At 70.1% G+C, this 16,378-nt stretch carries 15 protein-coding genes; 7 read left to right on the forward strand and 8 right to left on the reverse strand.

Features of this window, described 5'->3' with window-relative positions; all coding sequences use genetic code 11:
• The first annotated feature begins 28 nt into the window (after positions 1-28).
• The 6 genes from yidC (at position 29) to G6N19_RS09135 (ending at position 5,588) form a co-directional block, all read left to right on the forward strand.
• Positions 29-1,075, forward strand: coding sequence for a membrane protein insertase YidC (yidC, locus tag G6N19_RS09110; protein ID WP_013831265.1), 1,047 nt, complete (start codon positions 29-31; stop codon positions 1,073-1,075).
• Between the two features lie 65 nt (positions 1,076-1,140).
• Positions 1,141-1,713: a Jag family protein gene (locus G6N19_RS09115; protein WP_041320448.1), complete on the forward strand. Its 573-nt coding sequence runs from the start codon at positions 1,141-1,143 to the stop codon at positions 1,711-1,713.
• A 63-nt stretch (positions 1,714-1,776) separates the two neighbouring features.
• A complete protein-coding gene (rsmG, locus tag G6N19_RS09120) occupies positions 1,777-2,493 on the forward strand; it encodes a 16S rRNA (guanine(527)-N(7))-methyltransferase RsmG (protein ID WP_083037003.1) in 717 nt (238 codons plus the stop codon).
• Complete coding sequence (locus tag G6N19_RS09125; RefSeq protein ID WP_408632470.1) at positions 2,490-3,503, forward strand: ParA family protein; 1,014 nt, start codon at positions 2,490-2,492, stop codon at positions 3,501-3,503. Before rsmG ends, G6N19_RS09125 begins: the two co-directional genes overlap by 4 nt.
• Before the next feature lie 51 nt (positions 3,504-3,554).
• A complete protein-coding gene (locus tag G6N19_RS09130) occupies positions 3,555-4,556 on the forward strand; it encodes a ParB/RepB/Spo0J family partition protein (protein WP_193466175.1) in 1,002 nt (333 codons plus the stop codon).
• A 234-nt stretch (positions 4,557-4,790) separates the two neighbouring features.
• Entirely contained in the window at positions 4,791-5,588 is a 798-nt protein-coding gene (locus G6N19_RS09135) for an acetyltransferase (RefSeq protein ID WP_232062600.1), read from the forward strand.
• Here G6N19_RS09135 and G6N19_RS09140 read toward each other — a convergent pair.
• The 8 genes from G6N19_RS09140 to G6N19_RS09175 form a co-directional block, all read right to left on the reverse strand.
• Entirely contained in the window at positions 5,585-6,805 is a 1,221-nt protein-coding gene (locus tag G6N19_RS09140; RefSeq protein WP_083036998.1) for an N-acetylmuramoyl-L-alanine amidase, read from the reverse strand. The two genes, G6N19_RS09135 and G6N19_RS09140, sit on opposite strands and share 4 nt — an antisense overlap.
• A gap of 158 nt (positions 6,806-6,963) precedes the next feature.
• Positions 6,964-7,296, reverse strand: coding sequence for a thioredoxin (trxA, locus tag G6N19_RS09145; RefSeq protein WP_013831259.1), 333 nt, complete (start codon positions 7,294-7,296; stop codon positions 6,964-6,966).
• Positions 7,293-8,288, reverse strand: coding sequence for a thioredoxin-disulfide reductase (trxB, locus tag G6N19_RS09150; RefSeq protein WP_013831258.1), 996 nt, complete (start codon positions 8,286-8,288; stop codon positions 7,293-7,295). Before trxB ends, trxA begins: the two co-directional genes overlap by 4 nt.
• Positions 8,289-8,385: 97 nt before the next feature.
• Positions 8,386-8,883, reverse strand: coding sequence for a hypothetical protein (locus G6N19_RS09155; RefSeq protein ID WP_193466176.1), 498 nt, complete (start codon positions 8,881-8,883; stop codon positions 8,386-8,388).
• Between the two features lie 28 nt (positions 8,884-8,911).
• Positions 8,912-9,532: an RNA polymerase sigma factor SigM gene (gene sigM / locus G6N19_RS09160; protein WP_013831256.1), complete on the reverse strand. Its 621-nt coding sequence runs from the start codon at positions 9,530-9,532 to the stop codon at positions 8,912-8,914.
• An 82-nt stretch (positions 9,533-9,614) separates the two neighbouring features.
• Positions 9,615-13,001: a murein biosynthesis integral membrane protein MurJ gene (gene murJ, locus G6N19_RS09165; RefSeq protein WP_193466177.1), complete on the reverse strand. Its 3,387-nt coding sequence runs from the start codon at positions 12,999-13,001 to the stop codon at positions 9,615-9,617.
• Entirely contained in the window at positions 12,998-15,334 is a 2,337-nt protein-coding gene (locus G6N19_RS09170) for a hypothetical protein (protein WP_232062677.1), read from the reverse strand. Before G6N19_RS09170 ends, murJ begins: the two co-directional genes overlap by 4 nt.
• An 86-nt stretch (positions 15,335-15,420) precedes the next feature.
• Positions 15,421-16,179 carry an NUDIX hydrolase gene (locus G6N19_RS09175; RefSeq protein ID WP_041319280.1) on the reverse strand — a complete coding sequence of 253 codons (759 nt, stop codon included), beginning with the start codon at positions 16,177-16,179 and terminating at the stop codon, positions 15,421-15,423.
• A 23-nt stretch (positions 16,180-16,202) separates the two neighbouring features.
• On the opposite strand from G6N19_RS09175, the gene G6N19_RS21245 reads away from it, so the two are divergent.
• Positions 16,203-16,361: a hypothetical protein gene (locus tag G6N19_RS21245; RefSeq protein ID WP_232062601.1), complete on the forward strand. Its 159-nt coding sequence runs from the start codon at positions 16,203-16,205 to the stop codon at positions 16,359-16,361.
• Positions 16,362-16,378: the final 17 nt, after the last annotated feature.

Raw genomic sequence — 16,378 nt, forward strand, 5'->3', positions numbered from 1 at the left:
CTACGTGTACTACCCGGTGTCGGGGATTATGTGGTTGTGGTACAAGGCTTTTGGCCTGGTGCTCGGTCCGGCGAACTTCTTCACCTGGGCGCTGTCGGTGATGTTCCTGGTCTTCACGTTGCGGGCGCTGCTCTACAAGCCGTTCGTCAAGCAGATCCGCACCACGCGGCAGATGCAGGAGCTGCAGCCGCAGATCAAGGCGTTGCAGAAGAAGTACGGCAAAGATCGCCAGAAGATGGCGATGGAGATGCAGAAGCTGCAGCGGGAGCACGGCTTCAACCCGATCTTGGGCTGTCTGCCGATGCTGGCGCAGCTGCCGGTGTTCCTGGGCCTGTTCCATGTGTTGCGCTCGTTCAACCGCACCAGCACCGGGATCGGCCAGCTGGGCCTGTCACCGGACCTGAACCGGCAGCTGGGCAACTACTTCTTCAGCACCGCCGACGTGGGCAACTTCCTGGACGCGAACCTGTTCGGAGCGCCACTGGGTGCGACGATGATCCAACGCACCGGGTTGGACGCCTTCGCCGAGTTCAACCGGGTCTCGGTGATCGCGGTGGGTGTGCCGATCATGATCGCGGCCGGCATCGCGACCTACTTCAACAGCCGGGCATCGGTGGCGCGACAGAGCCCGGAAGCGGCCGCGAACCCGCAGACCGCGATGATGAACAAACTCGCGCTGTACGTGTTCCCGCTCGGCGTGGTGGTCGGCGGGCCGTTCTTGCCGCTGGCGATCATCTTGTACTGGTTCTCCAACAACATCTGGACGTTCGCCCAGCAGCACTACGTGTTCGGCTTGATCGCCAAGGAGGACGAGGAGAAGAAGGAGGAAGCGCTGCGGCGACGCGCTGCGAACGCGCCGGCGCCCGGGGCCAAGCCCAAGCGAGCCGGTCGCACGGCAGCCGCGGATGCCGACAGTGCTACAGAATCCGAGCAGCCGACCGCCACCGATGCGGTGACCGAAGCCGCCGGCGGGGAGCCCGCCAAAGCCGACGCGGTCAAACGAAACCCGGGCCGGCCCGCTGCGCGCGGTAGCCGCCCTGGCGCCGGCGCGAAGCCGAAGAAACGCAAGCGGTGATCCCACCGCCACCAAGCCATCCGGCGCGTGAGCAGCCGGGCACGGAGGGAGACGACATGACCGACATGACCGACACGAACGACGCGGAGACCACGGAGCACGGCGCGGTGGAGACTGCGGGCGAGCCGGAGACCGAGGACGGTGGAGCGGCCCCGGCGACGCCCGCTGTTGATCTCGAAGACCGGTTGGTGGCCGAGGGAGAGATCGCCGGCGACTATCTGGAGGAATTGCTCGACCTGTTGGACTTCGATGGTGACATCGATCTCGACGTCGAGGGCCGCCGCGCGGTCGTGAGCATCGACGGCGGAACCGACCTCACCAAGCTGGTGGGCCGCAAGGGCGAGGTACTCGACGCGCTGCAGGAGCTGACCCGGCTGGCGGTGCACCAGAAGACCGGAGAGCGCAGCCGGTTGATGCTCGACATCGCCGGCTGGCGTCGGCGGCGCCGCGACGACTTGACCGCATTGGGTGACGAGGTCGCCCGGCGGGTGCTGGAAAGCGGCGACGACGAGGAACTGGCCCCGATGAGCCCGTTCGAACGTAAGATCGTCCACGATGCGGTGGCTGCCGTCGCAGGCGTACACAGCGAGAGCCAGGGTGTGGAGCCGTCACGCCGGGTCGTCGTTCGGCGGGACTAGCGGGTAGGTACCGCCGGAATTACATCCGGGTAATTCTCCAAGCGCGCCCGGGAAGCCGGAGGAATGTTTCACGTGAAACATGTCGGGAGAGCGCCGGCGCCCGCGGCTCCGCAAGAGGCGGCCGACGTCTTCGGTGAGGGGCTCCCGACCGCCACGCGCTACGCCGAGTTGTTGGCGGGGCCGGGGGTGGAACGGGGCCTGCTGGGTCCGCGGGAAGTCGATCGAATCTGGGAGCGCCACCTGCTCAACTGCGCGGCGATAGCCGAGTTGCTCGAGCCGGGGGAGCGGGTCGCAGACATCGGCAGCGGCGCCGGCCTACCGGGGATCGTCCTGGCTATCGTCCGGCCCGATCTGCAACTGGTACTCGTGGAGCCGTTGCTCCGCCGCAGCGACTTTCTCCGCGAGGTGGTCGGCGAACTGCGGCTGAAGAATGTGGATGTGGTGCGGGGGCGTGCCGAAGATCGGTCGGTGCGCGACTCGGTCGGGGAGCGGGACGCGGTCGTCTCGCGGGCGGTCGCCAGCCTCGACAAAATCGGCCGCTGGAGTCTGCCGCTGCTTCGGAGGGGCGGGCGAATGCTGGCCATGAAAGGCGAGCGTGCGCAGGCCGAGGTCGATGAGCACCGCCGTGTGATGATCGGACTAGGCGCGAACGACATAAGGGTGGTGAGATGTGGCGTGAACTATTTAACTCCGCCCGCGACCGTGGTGACGGCGCGGCGGGGGGAGCCCGGCCGAACCCGGGGCGGACCGACGCGACGGACCACCAGGAGAGCAACATGAGCACACCGGTCGGCCGCCCGGCCGCGGCCCGGCACGCCGACCCCTCGCGCGGCGCGGTTTCACGTGAAACATCGAGCCCCGCGGTTTCACGTGAAACATCACCCGGTCCGGTTTCACGTGAAACATCGCCCGATTACGACACCCCGATCGGGGCTGCCGCCGAGCGCGCCATGCAAGTACTGCACACGCACAACCGCCTGCCCCGCCCCAAGCGCCGCCGGGTGTTCACCGTCGCCAACCAGAAGGGCGGGGTCGGCAAGACGACGACCGCGGTCAACCTCGCGGCGGCGCTCGCCGTCCAGGGAATCAAGACCCTGGTGATCGACCTCGACCCGCAGGGTAACGCCAGCACCGCGCTGGGCATCTCCGACCGTCAATCGGGCACCCCCTCGTCATACGAAGTCTTGATCGGGGAGATGCCGGTGCATGCCGCACTGCGGCAGAGTCCCCACAACGAGCGACTGTTCTGCATCCCGGCCACCATCGACTTGGCCGGCGCCGAGATCGAACTGGTGAGCATGGTGGCGCGGGAGAACCGGCTGCGGACCGCGTTGAGCGAACTGGACGACTCCGACTTCGACTACGTCTTTATCGACTGTCCCCCGTCGCTGGGCTTGCTCACCGTGAATGCGTTGGTCGCGGCGCCGGAGGTGATGATCCCGATCCAGTGCGAGTACTACGCCCTGGAGGGTGTGTCCCAGTTGATGCGCAATATCGAGATGGTCAAGGCGCATCTCAATCCACGCCTGGAGGTGACGACCGTGTTGCTGACGATGTACGACGGGCGCACCAAGCTCGCGGACCAGGTCGCGGATGAGGTCCGGCGGTATTTCGGCGACCGGGTGCTCCGGACGGTGATCCCCCGCAGCGTCAAGGTGTCGGAAGCACCCGGCTACAGCATGACGATCATCGATTACGACCCCGGCTCGCGCGGCGCGATGAGCTATCTGGACGCCAGCCGGGAACTCGTCGAACGCGATCTGGTCGGTGGCCCCGAGGCACGGCCTTGATGACCGTCGTCGGCAAGAAGAAAGCACTCTCAGCAAGAAGGAACAACGCAAATGACCGGACCGTCGCGTAAGAAGGGCGGCTTGGGCCGCGGCCTGGCATCGCTCATCCCCACCGGCCCCGCTGACGGGGCGGGCACCACGGCCGACCGGGGCGCCGGCATGGGGCCCCGGATGGGTGACGCCGCGGCGGACGTGGTCCTGGGTGGGGCCAGCCCGGCGAAGGCCGCCGAAGTCGGAGCGGTCTACCGCGAGATCAGTCCGGCCGACATCGAGCCCAACCCGCGCCAGCCGCGGCAGGTCTTCGACGACGAGGCGCTGGCCGAACTGGTGCACTCGATCCGCGAGTTCGGGCTGATGCAGCCGATCGTGGTGCGGGCACTACCGGGGGCCGCACCCGGCGCGGCGCGCTACCAGTTGGTGATGGGGGAGCGGCGCTGGCGTGCTTCCCAGCAGGCCGGCCTGGAGGCGATCCCGGCGATCGTGCGGGAAACCGACGACGACAATCTGCTGCGCGACGCCCTGCTGGAGAACATTCACCGGGTGCAGCTCAATCCGTTGGAGGAGGCGGCGGCCTACCAACAGCTGCTCGACGAGTTCGGGGTCACCCACGATGAACTGGCGGCCCGCCTCGGCCGGTCGCGACCGTTGGTGACCAACATGATCCGGCTGCTGCGGCTGCCGATCGCCGTCCAGCGCAGGGTGGCCGCCGGGGTGTTGTCGGCCGGCCATGCCCGTGCCCTGTTGTCGCTGGAGGGCGGTTCGGAGGCGCAGGAGCAGCTGGCGGCCCGGATCGTCGCCGAGGGGCTGTCGGTGCGGGCGACCGAGGAGGCGGTCACGCTGGCCAATCGCGGCGACACCTCCACACCGGTGGCGCCGCGCCGCAAGCCGATCCACATGCCCGGTCTGCAGGACGTCGCCGAACGGCTGTCGAGCGCCTTCGACACCCGCGTGACGGTCAGCCTCGGCAAGCGCAAAGGCAAGATCGTGGTGGAATTCGGGTCCGTCGACGACTTGCAGCGCATCGTCGCGCTGATGAGCTCATCGGCCGGTTGAAGACCGATCGAACCGGTGTCGGGCCAGGTCCAATGGCACACGGCAATTACGTCACTGTGACGGTAAAGCGATGCGCCGGCAAGGCGGCGGGCCAATTGTGCTGAACGGCAAGGACTTTCGTTTTTTGGTGGCGCGGCGAGGCCGGTTGGTGCCGATGGTGGCATCCGGCGGCTCGACGCTCCTATCCTTAAGGGGCTGCCGTCGGTGGCAGCACGGGTTGAGACCGGGAGTTCAGTGTCTGTCCGAATCGCACCGCTGAGGCTCGAGGGCTTCGAGCAGCTTCCCAAGCACGCACGCCGGTGCGTGTTCTGGGAAGTGGATCCGGCCACCCTCGGCCGCGACGACCACCTCTCGGATCCGGAGTTCGAGAAGGAAGCCTGGCTGTCGATGGTGATGCTGGAGTGGGGATGCTGCGGGCAGGTCGCCACGCCATCGGCTGCAGCCGGGGGAGCAGACGAATCGCCGTGCTTGGGCTATGTGCTTTACGCCCCGCCACGCGCGGTGCCGCGGGCGCACCGGTTCCCGACCGCACCGGTGTCAGCCGACGCGGTGCTGTTGACTTCCATCGGGGTCGAACCGGCGCCGATGGCCGACGGCCTGCCGCGGGAACTGATCGCCGGAGCGGTCGAGGAACTGATACGCCGCGGCGTCCGCGCCCTGGAGGCGTTCGGCCGGACGGCAGCCGTCGGCGACTTGCTGGATCCACGCAATGTGCCGCCGGATGTCGCACCGGTGCTCGAGGCCGTCGGTGACTGCACGGTGGAGCACTGCATCATCGAAGCCGACTTCTTGACCGATGTCGGGTTCACCGTGGTGGCACCGCACCGATACTTCCCCCGGCTGCGGCTGGAGCTCGACAAGGGGCTGGGCTGGAAGGCGGAGGTGGAGGCGGCGCTGGAGCGGCTGCTGGAAAGCGCGCAACTGCATGCGCCGGTCGGGGCCAGCGCCCCGGCGGGTTCGGTATCGAGCCGGTCAGGTGCCGCAGTTGATCCGGCGGCCCCGCTTCGCCTCTCCGCCGTCAAGTCTCGCTAACCGCCGCCGAGCCGGCCGGTCCGCTCGACCGACAGCTCATGGGCCAGTAATTCGGCGAACGTGAACGTGCCGGTGGGCCGGTCGTTCTTGCCGAGCAGGTACAGCCGTTTGACCGCGGCCAGCATCCCCTCGGCGATGGCGTCGCGCGTCGCGGGCGAGACCAGCATCCCGCGGTCACGCGGGCTGGTGATGTAGCCGACGTCGACCTCGACGGTGGGCATCCGGGTCAGCCGCAGCAGGTCCCACGTCCGGCCGTGCGCCCGGCAGTCCTGTAAACCGGTGCGCGCCACGATTTCTCGCTGAATGAAGTCCGCGAGGTTACGGCCGATGGTGGACACCGACCCGTGGGAGTTGCCGAAGTGGAAGGAGGCCACACCGTTGGCCGCGGGACTGACGTGGGCGGCGCAGCGCAGACTGATCATCAGGTCGGCGCCGACGGCGTTCGCGGTGGCGGCCCGTTCGGCATCCGACGGACTGCGGCCGTTGGGACGGGACAGGAACGTCTCCATCCCGATGGCGGTCATCCGGCCTTCCAAGCGACTTGCCAAGTCCCACAAGATATCCGCTTCGCTGATCGGACCCGTCGGCGTCTGGGTGATCAGTCCGTGGTCGCCGCCGCCGCGGCCCGGGTCGATGACGATCCGCTTGCCGGACAGCCGCGGCCCCGAGCGCCGTACCAACTCCTCCTCGCGGATCGCGTGCGGTGAACCGCCGGTCACCCGCGAGGCCAAAAAGTTCAAGGAGCGCAACGTTTCCGGGCCGCAGATGCCGTCTGCGTACAAGCCGTATTCGCGCTGGTAGGACATCAGCGCATTGTGGGTCTGGATACCGAAGTAGCCGTCGACCATGCCGGTGTAGAAACCCAGGTCCTGCAGGCGGGCCTGCAGCGTGGCCACATCGTCGCCGTACATCGGCGCCCCGAACTGGTGATTGAGGATCCGCGCACCCAGCCGGTAGGACGCCTCTTTGAGTGCCCGATAGGTGGCCTCGCCGATGATGCCGTCGACCAGCAGTCCGCGCTGCTGCTGGAAGGCGCGCACCGCCTGGTCGAGGTCGTCGTCGAACACGTCCAGCGCGACGTGTTTGCCGGTCGTCAGGTCCGCGTCGGGGCTGTCCACCAGGCCCAATGCGGCCAGTGCTGCGCGGATCTCGACGACAGCGCCGCTGCGGTCGCCCCGGCGCAGCGCGTCGTCTGCGCTGCGATGCCGACCCGACATTACTGAGCCCTCCAGTCGTCGCTGTTGGCAGCGAAAACGTAGCTGACGGTTGCCAGCAGGTTAGGCAGCATTGTCTCAGATGCTGGCCGATTTATTGAAAACGGCGAGGCCAGGAAGGTGCGGGATCCGGGTGGGATCCCCGACGGCTCAGGCCGGGGTCAGCCGATGTCTGCGAGCTCGCGCAGCAGGGCGGCCTTGCCCTTGGCCCCGACGATCCGCTTGACCGGCTGACCGTCTTTGAACAGGATCAGCGTGGGAATCGACACCACACTGAATTCCCGTGCCGTTTCGGGGTTCGCGTCGACGTCGAGCTTGGCGACGGTGAGCTGGTCGGCCTGCTCGGCGGCGATCTCCTCGAGGACCGGGGCGACCATCTTGCAAGGTCCGCACCAGGTTGCCCAGAAGTCGACCAGCACCGGCTTGCCGCTGGCCAGTACGTCGGTGGCGAAGGTGGCGTCGGAGACGGTCACCGTGTTGTGGTTGTCGGTCACTGTGGTGCTCCCATCAAGGTTTCGGTAGCTGGGTCCATCGCGGCTTCGGCGGCGTCGGCGGCCTCTGCCAGCCAGCGCTCGGCGTCGATGGCGGCCGTACAGCCGGTTCCGGCCGCGGTGATCGCCTGCCGGTAGCTGCGGTCCACCAGGTCGCCGGCTGCGAACACCCCCGGCAACGAGGTGCGCGAGCTCGGCTGCTCCACTAGCACGTAGCCGTCCGCGTCGACCTGCACCGCTTCCCGCACCATTTCCGAGCGAGGATCGTGGCCGATCGCGACGAACACGCCGGTCACCGGCAGGGTGGTCTCCGCGCCGGTCACGGTGTCGCGCACCTGCAGCCCGGTGACGGTGTCCGTACCTTCGACGGCGACCGGCACCGCATTGGTGAGGAACCGGATCTTGTCGTTGTCGCGAGCCCGGTTGAGCATGATCTTCGAGGCGCGGAACTCCTCCCGGCGGTGGACCAGGGTCACGCTGCGGGCGAACCGGGTCAAGAAGGTGGCTTCCTCCATCGCGGAGTCGCCGCCGCCGATCACCGCGATGTCCTGATCACGGAAGAAGAAGCCGTCGCAGGTGGCGCACGAGCTGACGCCCCGGCCGAGAAGTTCCTGCTCGCCGGGGATGTTCAGGTAGCGGGCGGCGGCGCCCATGGCCAGGATGACCGCGCGTGCCCGGTGGGTTTCGCCGTCGGCTGTGACGACGGACTTGACCGGGCCGTCGAGGGCCACCGACTCGACGTCTTCCATGCGCAGGTCGGCGCCGAAGCGCAGCGCCTGCTCGCGCATCTCGTCCATGAGCTCCGGGCCCATGATGCCGTTGCGGAAGCCGGGGAAGTTCTCCACCTCGGTGGTGGTCATCAGCGCCCCGCCGAACGAGGTGCCCTCGAACACCAGCGGCGCCAGCTGCGCCCGAGCAGCATAGATCGCCGCGGTGTACCCGGCCGGGCCGGAACCGATGATGATCACATCGTGGATGGTCGGTGTCTCAGACATCGAGGGCCTTTCCGCTCGGACCGTTACTGGGGCTACCAACGTCAGCGTAGGGGGCGATGTTCCCCGGCACCGATAGGGACGGGGTGCGAGGCGCCGGCTAGGGGCGGCGAACGCTGGTGTCGGCCAGCAGCCCGGTGTCGGCGGAACTGCAGTTGGGGGCGACCGCCAGCGCGATGACCGTGCCGGGAGCGGCGCCGGGCAGCAGCAGCACGATGGCGGGACGACCGTTGACGGCGAGCTCGCGTGCGCCCAGCACGCGGGTCGCGGCCGGATAGCCCAGGGCGGCCAGGCAGCCGGCCCGTCGTCCGGGGTCAGCCAGCGCGCCGTACTCGGGGCTGCGGTCGAGCAGCTCGAGGATCTCCGCTTCGGTCAGCGGCAACACCGGTGTCCGTTCGGAGGCCACCGTGATGGCGTCGAAGGAGCGGGGCCCGCTGGGGGTATCACCGGGAAACCGGATCAGCGCCGCTGTGCCCAATCCGGCCGCGAGCAGCGCGGCCGCGCCCCCGGCGATCGCGGCGATCCGGTTGAGCCGGGGCAATGGTCGGCTCGAATGCGCCGGGCGCCGTTCCCGGCCTTCTCGATCAGCTGCGTCCATCGCAGTGCCGCTCCCGCTCGCTTCGTGGCTATGCACAATCGTCGACCCGACCGTGCAGGACACCCTCAGCTGCCAAGGCTATCCGCCGGGCCGCCGGGCGGACCCGAGCGGCGGGACCGGTGTGGTCTCGGCCCAGCAGTACCGCGAGCCGGGCCCGGCCGCGGGCGCAGCGGCTCTTGACCGTGCCCTGCGCCACACCGAGTGCGCGGGCGGCATCGGCGATGGAGTAGCCGTGCATGTCCACGGTCACCACTGCGGCGCGCTGTTCGGTCGGCAACCGGCGCAGCGCCGCGCGCACTTCCAGGGCGGTCTCCACCTCGGCGGTGCGATCGGCGACGGCCGGAGACTCTGCGAGCGGTACCGACGGGTGAAGCCGGTTGCGCCGCAGGCGATCCCGGCAGGCATTGACCACGATGCGGTGCAGCCAACTGCCGACGGCGGCGTTGTAGCGAAACGATCCGGCGCTGCGATGCGCCGAGAGCATCGCCTCCTGCAGGGCGTCCTCGGCGTCTTCGGGGCAACCGGTGGTGAGCCGGGCCAGCCGGCGGAGCCGACGCTGGTGGCGACCGTAGAGCTCCTGGAATGCGTGGCGGTCGCCGGCGACGTGCGCGGCCAGCAGTTCGGCGTCGCTGCGCTCCGGGTGACCCATGGCCCGGACAGTAACCAGCCGGCGGCCCGACGGCACTTCAGTTGTGCACAGGCCGACCGTACTGCTCGCGGCGCCGTGGCGCCTAGGACGCCGCCTGCACGGTGATCTCGGAGATCTGGGTGCGGCTCTCACCGCCGGTGTTGCCCATCGTCGATATCCACACCAGCAGGTTCGACGTCGGCGCCGACGAGTCGGCCGAGATCTTGTTGGCACCGGGCTGCAGCGCCTTGGCGGGCGCCAGCAGCGTGGTGTCCTCGAGCCGGGTCGGCCGCGGCGTCGTCGACGACCGCAACTCCACCCGGGTTCCGGTGCTGGAGACGTTGATCCCGACGCTGCCGATCACCGTCGGCTTGGGCAGTTGCAGTATCAGCCCGACTCCGCTCTTGAAATTCGGGAAGGGCACCGGATCGGAGTAGGTGTCCGTCGACCAGAAGGTCGCGGGATTTCCGTCGATCGCCAGCCCGGCATCCTGGGGACGGTCGGCTTCGCCGCCGGGCGAGAACACCGTCGCCTGAACGGGTTTCACGGTGCTCCCCGGTGTGCTCGAGCCCGGCTGTGACGACGACGCCGACGGACTGCTCAAGCCCAGCTCCGTTTTGTCCAGCCCGTTGACGTCACCGAAGATCCGGTTGAGCACGGAGGCCAGCACCAACAGCGCGACCAGGATGACGGCGCCGCCGATTCCGGCGCCGATCAACACCCGGCGTCGCCGCTCGGCACGCATCTCGGCATCCACCGGCGGCACCGCACGCGGCGCGGGGGGCTCATCGCTGACGGGGCCCAGCAACTCGGTCTGCTCGTGCAGCGCGGTGGCCTGTTGCAGCAGGTTCGACAACGTCGAGGCGCCGCGTATGCCGCCGTCGGACTGGATCGCGTGACTGGCGGCGGCGGAGATCTGGAACGGGATCTCCGGGTTGACCGAGTCGGGTTTGACCGGGTTGCCGGCGGCGTCGAGGTCGGCCGGAGCGAGCCCACCGTCGGACGCACCCTCCAGCGGCCACCGGCTGACCAGCAGCGCATACAGGGTGGCGCCGATCCCGCGGATGTCGTCCTCGGGCTTGGTGTCGGGCAGCGTCGCGGGGAAGGCGAGGGTGACGTCGCCGTCGATGCTGACCCGGACCCGGCCCGGATGGTCGATCGACAGGGTCACGCCGGCGCGGTGGGCGGCCTCGGCGGCGGTAGCCAGCGACCGCATCGCGCGGGCCGCGCCGATCGGCGACGGTGCGGTGCCGGCGACCTCCTGCAGCGAGGCGCCACGGACCCATTCGGACACCACGAGCCCGCCCGCACCGATACGCACCACGTCCAGGACGCGGGCAATGCCGGGCAGGTCGATCTGGCTGAGCCGCTGGGTACGCGACAAGATGCCGGTGAGCTGCTCTTCGGGCATCGTCTGGTCGGGGTCGACGAACGTCAGGGCCACCTGCCGGTCCAATGCGGTGTCCAGGGCCTGCCAGAACTGCAGCAGGGGGGTGTCGCCGTGGCGCACCAGCAGCCGGTAGCGCCCGCCGGCGATGCTCAGGCCGGGGGTCAGCTGGCCCTCGTCGGCCGGCTCGGGGTTGTCGGTGGAGCCGGCGACAGGCCGCTGGGGTTGCGGCGGAGCAACCGATCGCGACGCCTCGCGAGCCCCGGCACCCTCCGAGGGTTTGTTGGCCACCTCCGTACCTTTCGGGGTCCAGCCACCGGCGATGTGGTCCGGGGGCATGTGCCGGCCGGGATCGTTGGTGGCGTCCCCGCCCGGCGTGGGCAAACGGTTGTGCTCAGCGTACGGGACGGCCGGTTCGGGAGACGGTGGGTTGGCGATGCCGATATGCGCACGGCGGGCGCCGAGTCGGCGGCGCACGGCGGCCAGCGCCGCGGCGGCTTCGGGCACCTGGGCGCGCACCAGGACCGCACCGATGATCGGCAGCATCACCAGCGCCAGCACCAGCAGGCGCAGCATCGATCCGGCCGCGCCGCGGTCGGTCAGCGTTCGCAGCCCGAGCACCCGGTCGAGCACCTCGGCGACCAGGCCTGCCAGCAGCGACGCCGTCACCGTGACCAGCACGGTGCGGACCACGTTCGGGCCCAGCAGGTGGCCGCTGACGGGCCGCAGCGCGCGCCGCAACAGGATGTGCCCGACGGCCGCGCCGGCGAGGAACCCCAGGCCGTTGGCCAAGCCCAGGTAGGCGGCCACCAGCTCGGGGTTGTCGGTCAGCTGCGGGGCCAGCACCGATGCGGCGATCTTGACCGCGGTGATGATCACGATCATCCCGATGGGGATCCAGGGTTGCTCCCGGGCGTAGAACACCCGCAGCTGCAGCAGCACCATGGCGTAGGGGATCAAGGTGAACGCCGACATGGCGATCGCGGCACCCAGGTAGCCGGCGTCGACGTCACCGAAGTTGCCGTAGGCGAACAGTGCGCTGCCGATCGCCGGGCCGCCGACGGTCATCAAGGCCACGATCGGGATCAGCGTGATCATCATCAGCCGGGTGGCCAGCGACAGATCGGCCAGCACCGCGGGATCGTCGCCGGCGGCGGCGTTACGGCTCAGCCGCGGCATCACCACCGTCAGCACCGTCACCCCGATCATGCCGAACGGCAGCTGCAGCAGCAGCCAGGCGTAGTAGTAGATCGCCGGACCGGATGCCGCCGAGGTGGCCGCGATCTGGTTGGTGACCACCAGGCCGATCTGGCTGATCAACACGTAGAGCACCATCGCGGCGGCCATCGCGCCGAAGCGCTTGAGCCGGTCGTCGATGCCCCACAACGGCCGGAGGCTGATCCGCTCCCGCCGGATCGCGACCAGCAGGACCGCGGTCTGGGCCACGACACCCGCCGTGGTGCCCAGGCCCAGCACCAGTAGCTTGGCGTTGCCCATCCGCACCGGGTCGACCGAGAGTTCGCCGGGCACCAGCAGGTAGACGACCAGCGTGGCGATCGCGACGACGTTGTTGACCACCGGCGCCCAGGCCGGCGCCCCGAAGATGTTGCGGGTGTTCAGGATTGCCATGAACACCGACGACAACCCGTAGCAGATCACCTGGGGGAGCAGCAGATAGGCGAACGCGGTCGTCAGCGGCTCGTTGACCTGGGGGTCGCCGCCCAGCATCAATCGGACGAGCAGCGGCGCCGCGGCCACCGAGATGACGGTGGTCGCCAGCAGCAGGGCGGTGGCCAGTGTCACCAGGCGCCGCACGAACGCGGCCCCGCCGTCGGGGTCGTCGCGTTCGGCGCGGGCCAGCACCGGCACGAAGATCGCGGTGAAGGTCGCCTCCAGCACCAGCGCGGCGATCTGGTTGGGCAACTGGTTGGCTACCGAGAAGGCGCTCGAGAGCGCCGCGCCCAGGATGGCGGCCAGCAGCACGATCCGGATGAAGCCGGTGATCCGGCTGACCAGGGTGGCCAGCGCCATTCCCCATGACCGCGACACCACGGCGGCGTCGGTCAGCTCCGGCCGCGCGGGCTGCGGCGCCGGTGCGGTCACCGGTCCACATCCCGGCTGCTGCGGCCCGCGGTCGCCGCCGGTGAACGCGGGCGGTTCGGGTCGACTGGGCTGGGACGATCCAAGTCGGCGCGGTCGGGCTGGCCGCGGAAGCGGTGCCACAGCCGACGACCGGTCAGCACGGTGAGCGCCGCCGCCGCCGTCATGGTGATCAGGAAAAGCACCATCCCGTAGGCGTTCGAGTGCACCGACAGCCGCGCCGACTCGCCCAACGGCAGCCCGGCCGGGGTCTGCAGGGCCACGTCGACGACGAAGTGCTGGTTGACCCGCACCTCCACCGGGACCCGCAGTGGCAGGTAACCCGGCGGAAGTTCCAGATCGCCCATGTCGGCCACCGTCATCCCGGGCGGCGCGTCGACGTGCAGCCGCACCCGGATGGGCACCGCCAGATCGTTGCGCAGCGCCAGCGGCAGCGGGCTGTGCTCGGTGGCCAGCGTGTAGGACCCGGCCGGGTTGACGATGGTGACCGCGCCGATCAGATCCGCGACGGTGTCGCCGACGACCGACAGCCGCTGCGCCGCCAGGCCGCTGCGCACGTCGAGCGGCTCCGACTGGCTCAACGCGCGCAGCATGTCCTCGGCGAGCGGCGCGGTGTACTGATCGCCGGTCAGGCCGGTGCGAACGTCGGTGGTCAGCGCCGACGTCAACGCCCACAGCCGGCCGATGTCGTCGGTGACCGCGCCGATGACATCCGGGCCGAAGCCGCCCACGGCCTGCTCGGCCGGTAGCGGATGCGCCGGTGCGGCGGTGACGCCCTGCGATTCGGCGATCACCGCGGTCAGCGGCCGCGGGACCGCCAGCCCGGACCGCAGTGCGGTGCCCACCGTGGTCAGCACGGCTTGGGCGTCGTCGACCCGCGGCTTCCAGTACGCCGGGGGCATCAGAATCTGGTCGCGCGGCTCGTCGGGGCCGTCCGGGGCTTCCAGCCCCCGCCACAGCATCGCTCCGAGGGCATCCTGCCGACGGGCCAGGGCCGAGTCGTGGTGCAGCCGGACGGTCAGCGAGCCGTCGAGGTAGGTCGGAGCCACCGGATCGGTGCCCATGCCGGCCAATGCCGCGCCGACGGCCGGATCGTAGGGCGCGACCACCAGTTGCGGCGACAACCGCCGCGGGGTGACGTCGGCGGTGGCCGACGCGCCGGTGGTGGAGTCCTGGGCAGAACAGTCACCGGCGGTGATCACCACCGCTGCGCCTGTTGAGCTCTCGGCGCTGATCAGGTCGGCGGCGCCGGTCGTGAGTTTGCCGTCGCCGAGCACGACCGCGCCGCGCGTCGAGGTCACCTGGAGGATCCGGTCGATGATGTCGGCGGGCCGGCTCACCGCGATCGCATCGAGTCCGGGGTCGCCGACCCGGGCCAGGGCGTCGAGGTCGGCCTGCGCGTATGGGGTCGCGGTGACACAGCTGCGGTGAGCCAGCCGGCGCAGCCGCTCCAGCCAGGTCGTGGCGGCCGCCTGGCCGGTGCCCGGGTGGGACGCGGCGCCGTCGGGGGAGTCGGCGACCAGGTAGCCCCGGGTCATCGCGTTGACCGTGACCAACAGGTCGGGGTCGATCGCCAGGCACAGCGCCTGATTGACGACGCCGCCGCCGTCGACGGTCGGGCTGGTGGCGAACTCGGCGGCCGACAGCAGGGCGTCGAGCCGGCCTCCCGGGGCCAGCGACTTCGCCAGCTCGTCGTCGGTGAGCCGAACCGGAAGGGTGCCGCCGGGCGCGCCGGGGGTGAGCCGGGGCCGGTCGGCCAGCGGCCACAGCATGGTCAGCCGCACCGGCCGGGAGGTGTCGGGCGCGACGGCGCCGGCAAGCGGATCGCCGTCGGCCTCGGTTTTGGGTAGGCCGGTCACCGGGAGCAGGAAGCGGGCGTCGTCGAGGCGGGCCGGCTCGCCGTAGTCGGGCGTGCCGTTGACGTTGACCAGCAGCGGATAGATACCCGGACGGTCGATGCTCAACGCCGGTTGGCTCGCCGAGTGCAGCGGCGCCGACAACGTGAAGCGGGCCTCCTGGCCGCGTTGCAGTTCGGCCGCCACCGTGCTGAACGGGCCCACCGGCCGGTATTGGTCATTGCTGCCGCTGAGGTTGGTGCGCAAGCCGGCCGACGACGCGACGGCGCCGGCCTGCTCGAGGCGCACCATCACGTCGCGCACCGGCCGGTCACCGACATTGCTCACCGTGCCGGAGACCGTGACGAGCGGGACGCTGGAGGTGGTGATGAGCTCCGGGGTGACCTGATCGACGCGGATCTGGACGAACGACATTCCGCCGGGCTCGCCGGCTATGGCATGCGGGGCGGCGGCCGAGCCGAGCGCCATGCCCAGGGCCATCAGGAAGGCGGCCACGACCGCCCGAGGGGCCGTGCGGGGCACTGACCAGGCGGGCAGCCTGCCCCCACCGCTACGTCGGGTGCGGATCACGGGTCCAGCCCGCGACCGTTCTTCCGGTCCGGTGCGCGGCCGTCGGGGCGAGAGTGGCGGGCGCGCGAATGCGTCTGCGGCCGCCGCCACGGCGCGCTCACCGGCAGCGGCGGCAGCGCGGCCGGGCCGTCGGCCTGCAGCCGGTCGATCAGTTCGTCGGCGACCACCGCCAGCCGGCGTTCGTCGGCGTAGGCCAACCGGGACGGCAGCTCCCGGACCGGCACCCACGCCACCTCGCTGACCTCCACGTCGTCGTCGCACAGTTCTCCGCCGGAGAACCGCAGCAGGTAGTGGTGCACGGTCTTGTGCACCCGGCGGCCCTCGGTGACGAACCAGTAGTCGATGCTGCCCAGCGCGGCCAGTACGTCGCCCTGAACGCCGGTTTCCTCGGCGACCTCGCGGATCGCGGTCTGCTCGGCGGTCTCACCGACCTCGATGTGACCCTTGGGCAGCGACCACAACATCCTGCCGCGGCGGTCGACGCGGCCGATCAGCGCCGCGACCTGGTCCTCCCGCGGCCCGTCGATGCCGTCGACGACCAGGCCACCGGCCGACGTCTCGTGCACGGTGCGTAGCCGTTCCGGCCCGTGACGTGCGGTGCGGGGCCGGCGCTGCGCCGAGCGGCCGGCCGTCGCGGCCGCGCTGGTGTCGGTGGCCGCGGCCTCGGTGTGGCTGGTTTTCGGACCTGAAGTGCGTCGACCGCGGCGCCGCCTGCGGCGCCGTCCCGAATTGGCTTCTTCGCCGTCGGCCGACACCCATGTGATAGTAGCTGGCACGGGTGAGCCCACCGGCCTCCCTCGCCGGGGCGGCCTCGGCGGCGGCGGCCCGTGATCCGGCTCCGCCCGCCGCGATCCGGCTCGCCGAGTATGCGGAATCGTCGGCGAAGTCGGCGGAAACCGACCGAACCGCACACGCGCTCGCCGGCGGCTGGGAGTGAGACCCCGGCCCGCCCCA

Origin of the sequence: Mycobacterium novum (assembly GCF_010726505.1) — a bacterium.
Lineage (GTDB): Bacteria > Actinomycetota > Actinomycetes > Mycobacteriales > Mycobacteriaceae > Mycobacterium > Mycobacterium algericum.

What these genes read in the sequence shown, in the direction of transcription:
- G6N19_RS09130 (WP_193466175.1), top strand. Translation starts at nt 3,555, where the DNA reads ATGACCGGACCGTCGCGTAAGAAGGGCGGCTTGGGCCGCGGCCTGGCA.
- G6N19_RS09125 (WP_408632470.1), top strand. Translation starts at nt 2,490, where the DNA reads ATGAGCACACCGGTCGGCCGCCCGGCCGCGGCCCGGCACGCCGACCCC.
- sigM (WP_013831256.1), bottom strand. Translation starts at nt 9,532, where the DNA reads ATGGGTCACCCGGAGCGCAGCGACGCCGAACTGCTGGCCGCGCACGTC.
- G6N19_RS09170 (WP_232062677.1), bottom strand. Translation starts at nt 15,334, where the DNA reads ATGGCCCTGGGCATGGCGCTCGGCTCGGCCGCCGCCCCGCATGCCATA.
- G6N19_RS09140 (WP_083036998.1), bottom strand. Translation starts at nt 6,805, where the DNA reads ATGTCGGGTCGGCATCGCAGCGCAGACGACGCGCTGCGCCGGGGCGAC.
- G6N19_RS09155 (WP_193466176.1), bottom strand. Translation starts at nt 8,883, where the DNA reads ATGGACGCAGCTGATCGAGAAGGCCGGGAACGGCGCCCGGCGCATTCG.
- G6N19_RS09115 (WP_041320448.1), top strand. Translation starts at nt 1,141, where the DNA reads ATGACCGACACGAACGACGCGGAGACCACGGAGCACGGCGCGGTGGAG.
- rsmG (WP_083037003.1), top strand. Translation starts at nt 1,777, where the DNA reads ATGTTTCACGTGAAACATGTCGGGAGAGCGCCGGCGCCCGCGGCTCCG.
- trxB (WP_013831258.1), bottom strand. Translation starts at nt 8,288, where the DNA reads ATGTCTGAGACACCGACCATCCACGATGTGATCATCATCGGTTCCGGC.
- yidC (WP_013831265.1), top strand. Translation starts at nt 29, where the DNA reads ATGTGGTTGTGGTACAAGGCTTTTGGCCTGGTGCTCGGTCCGGCGAAC.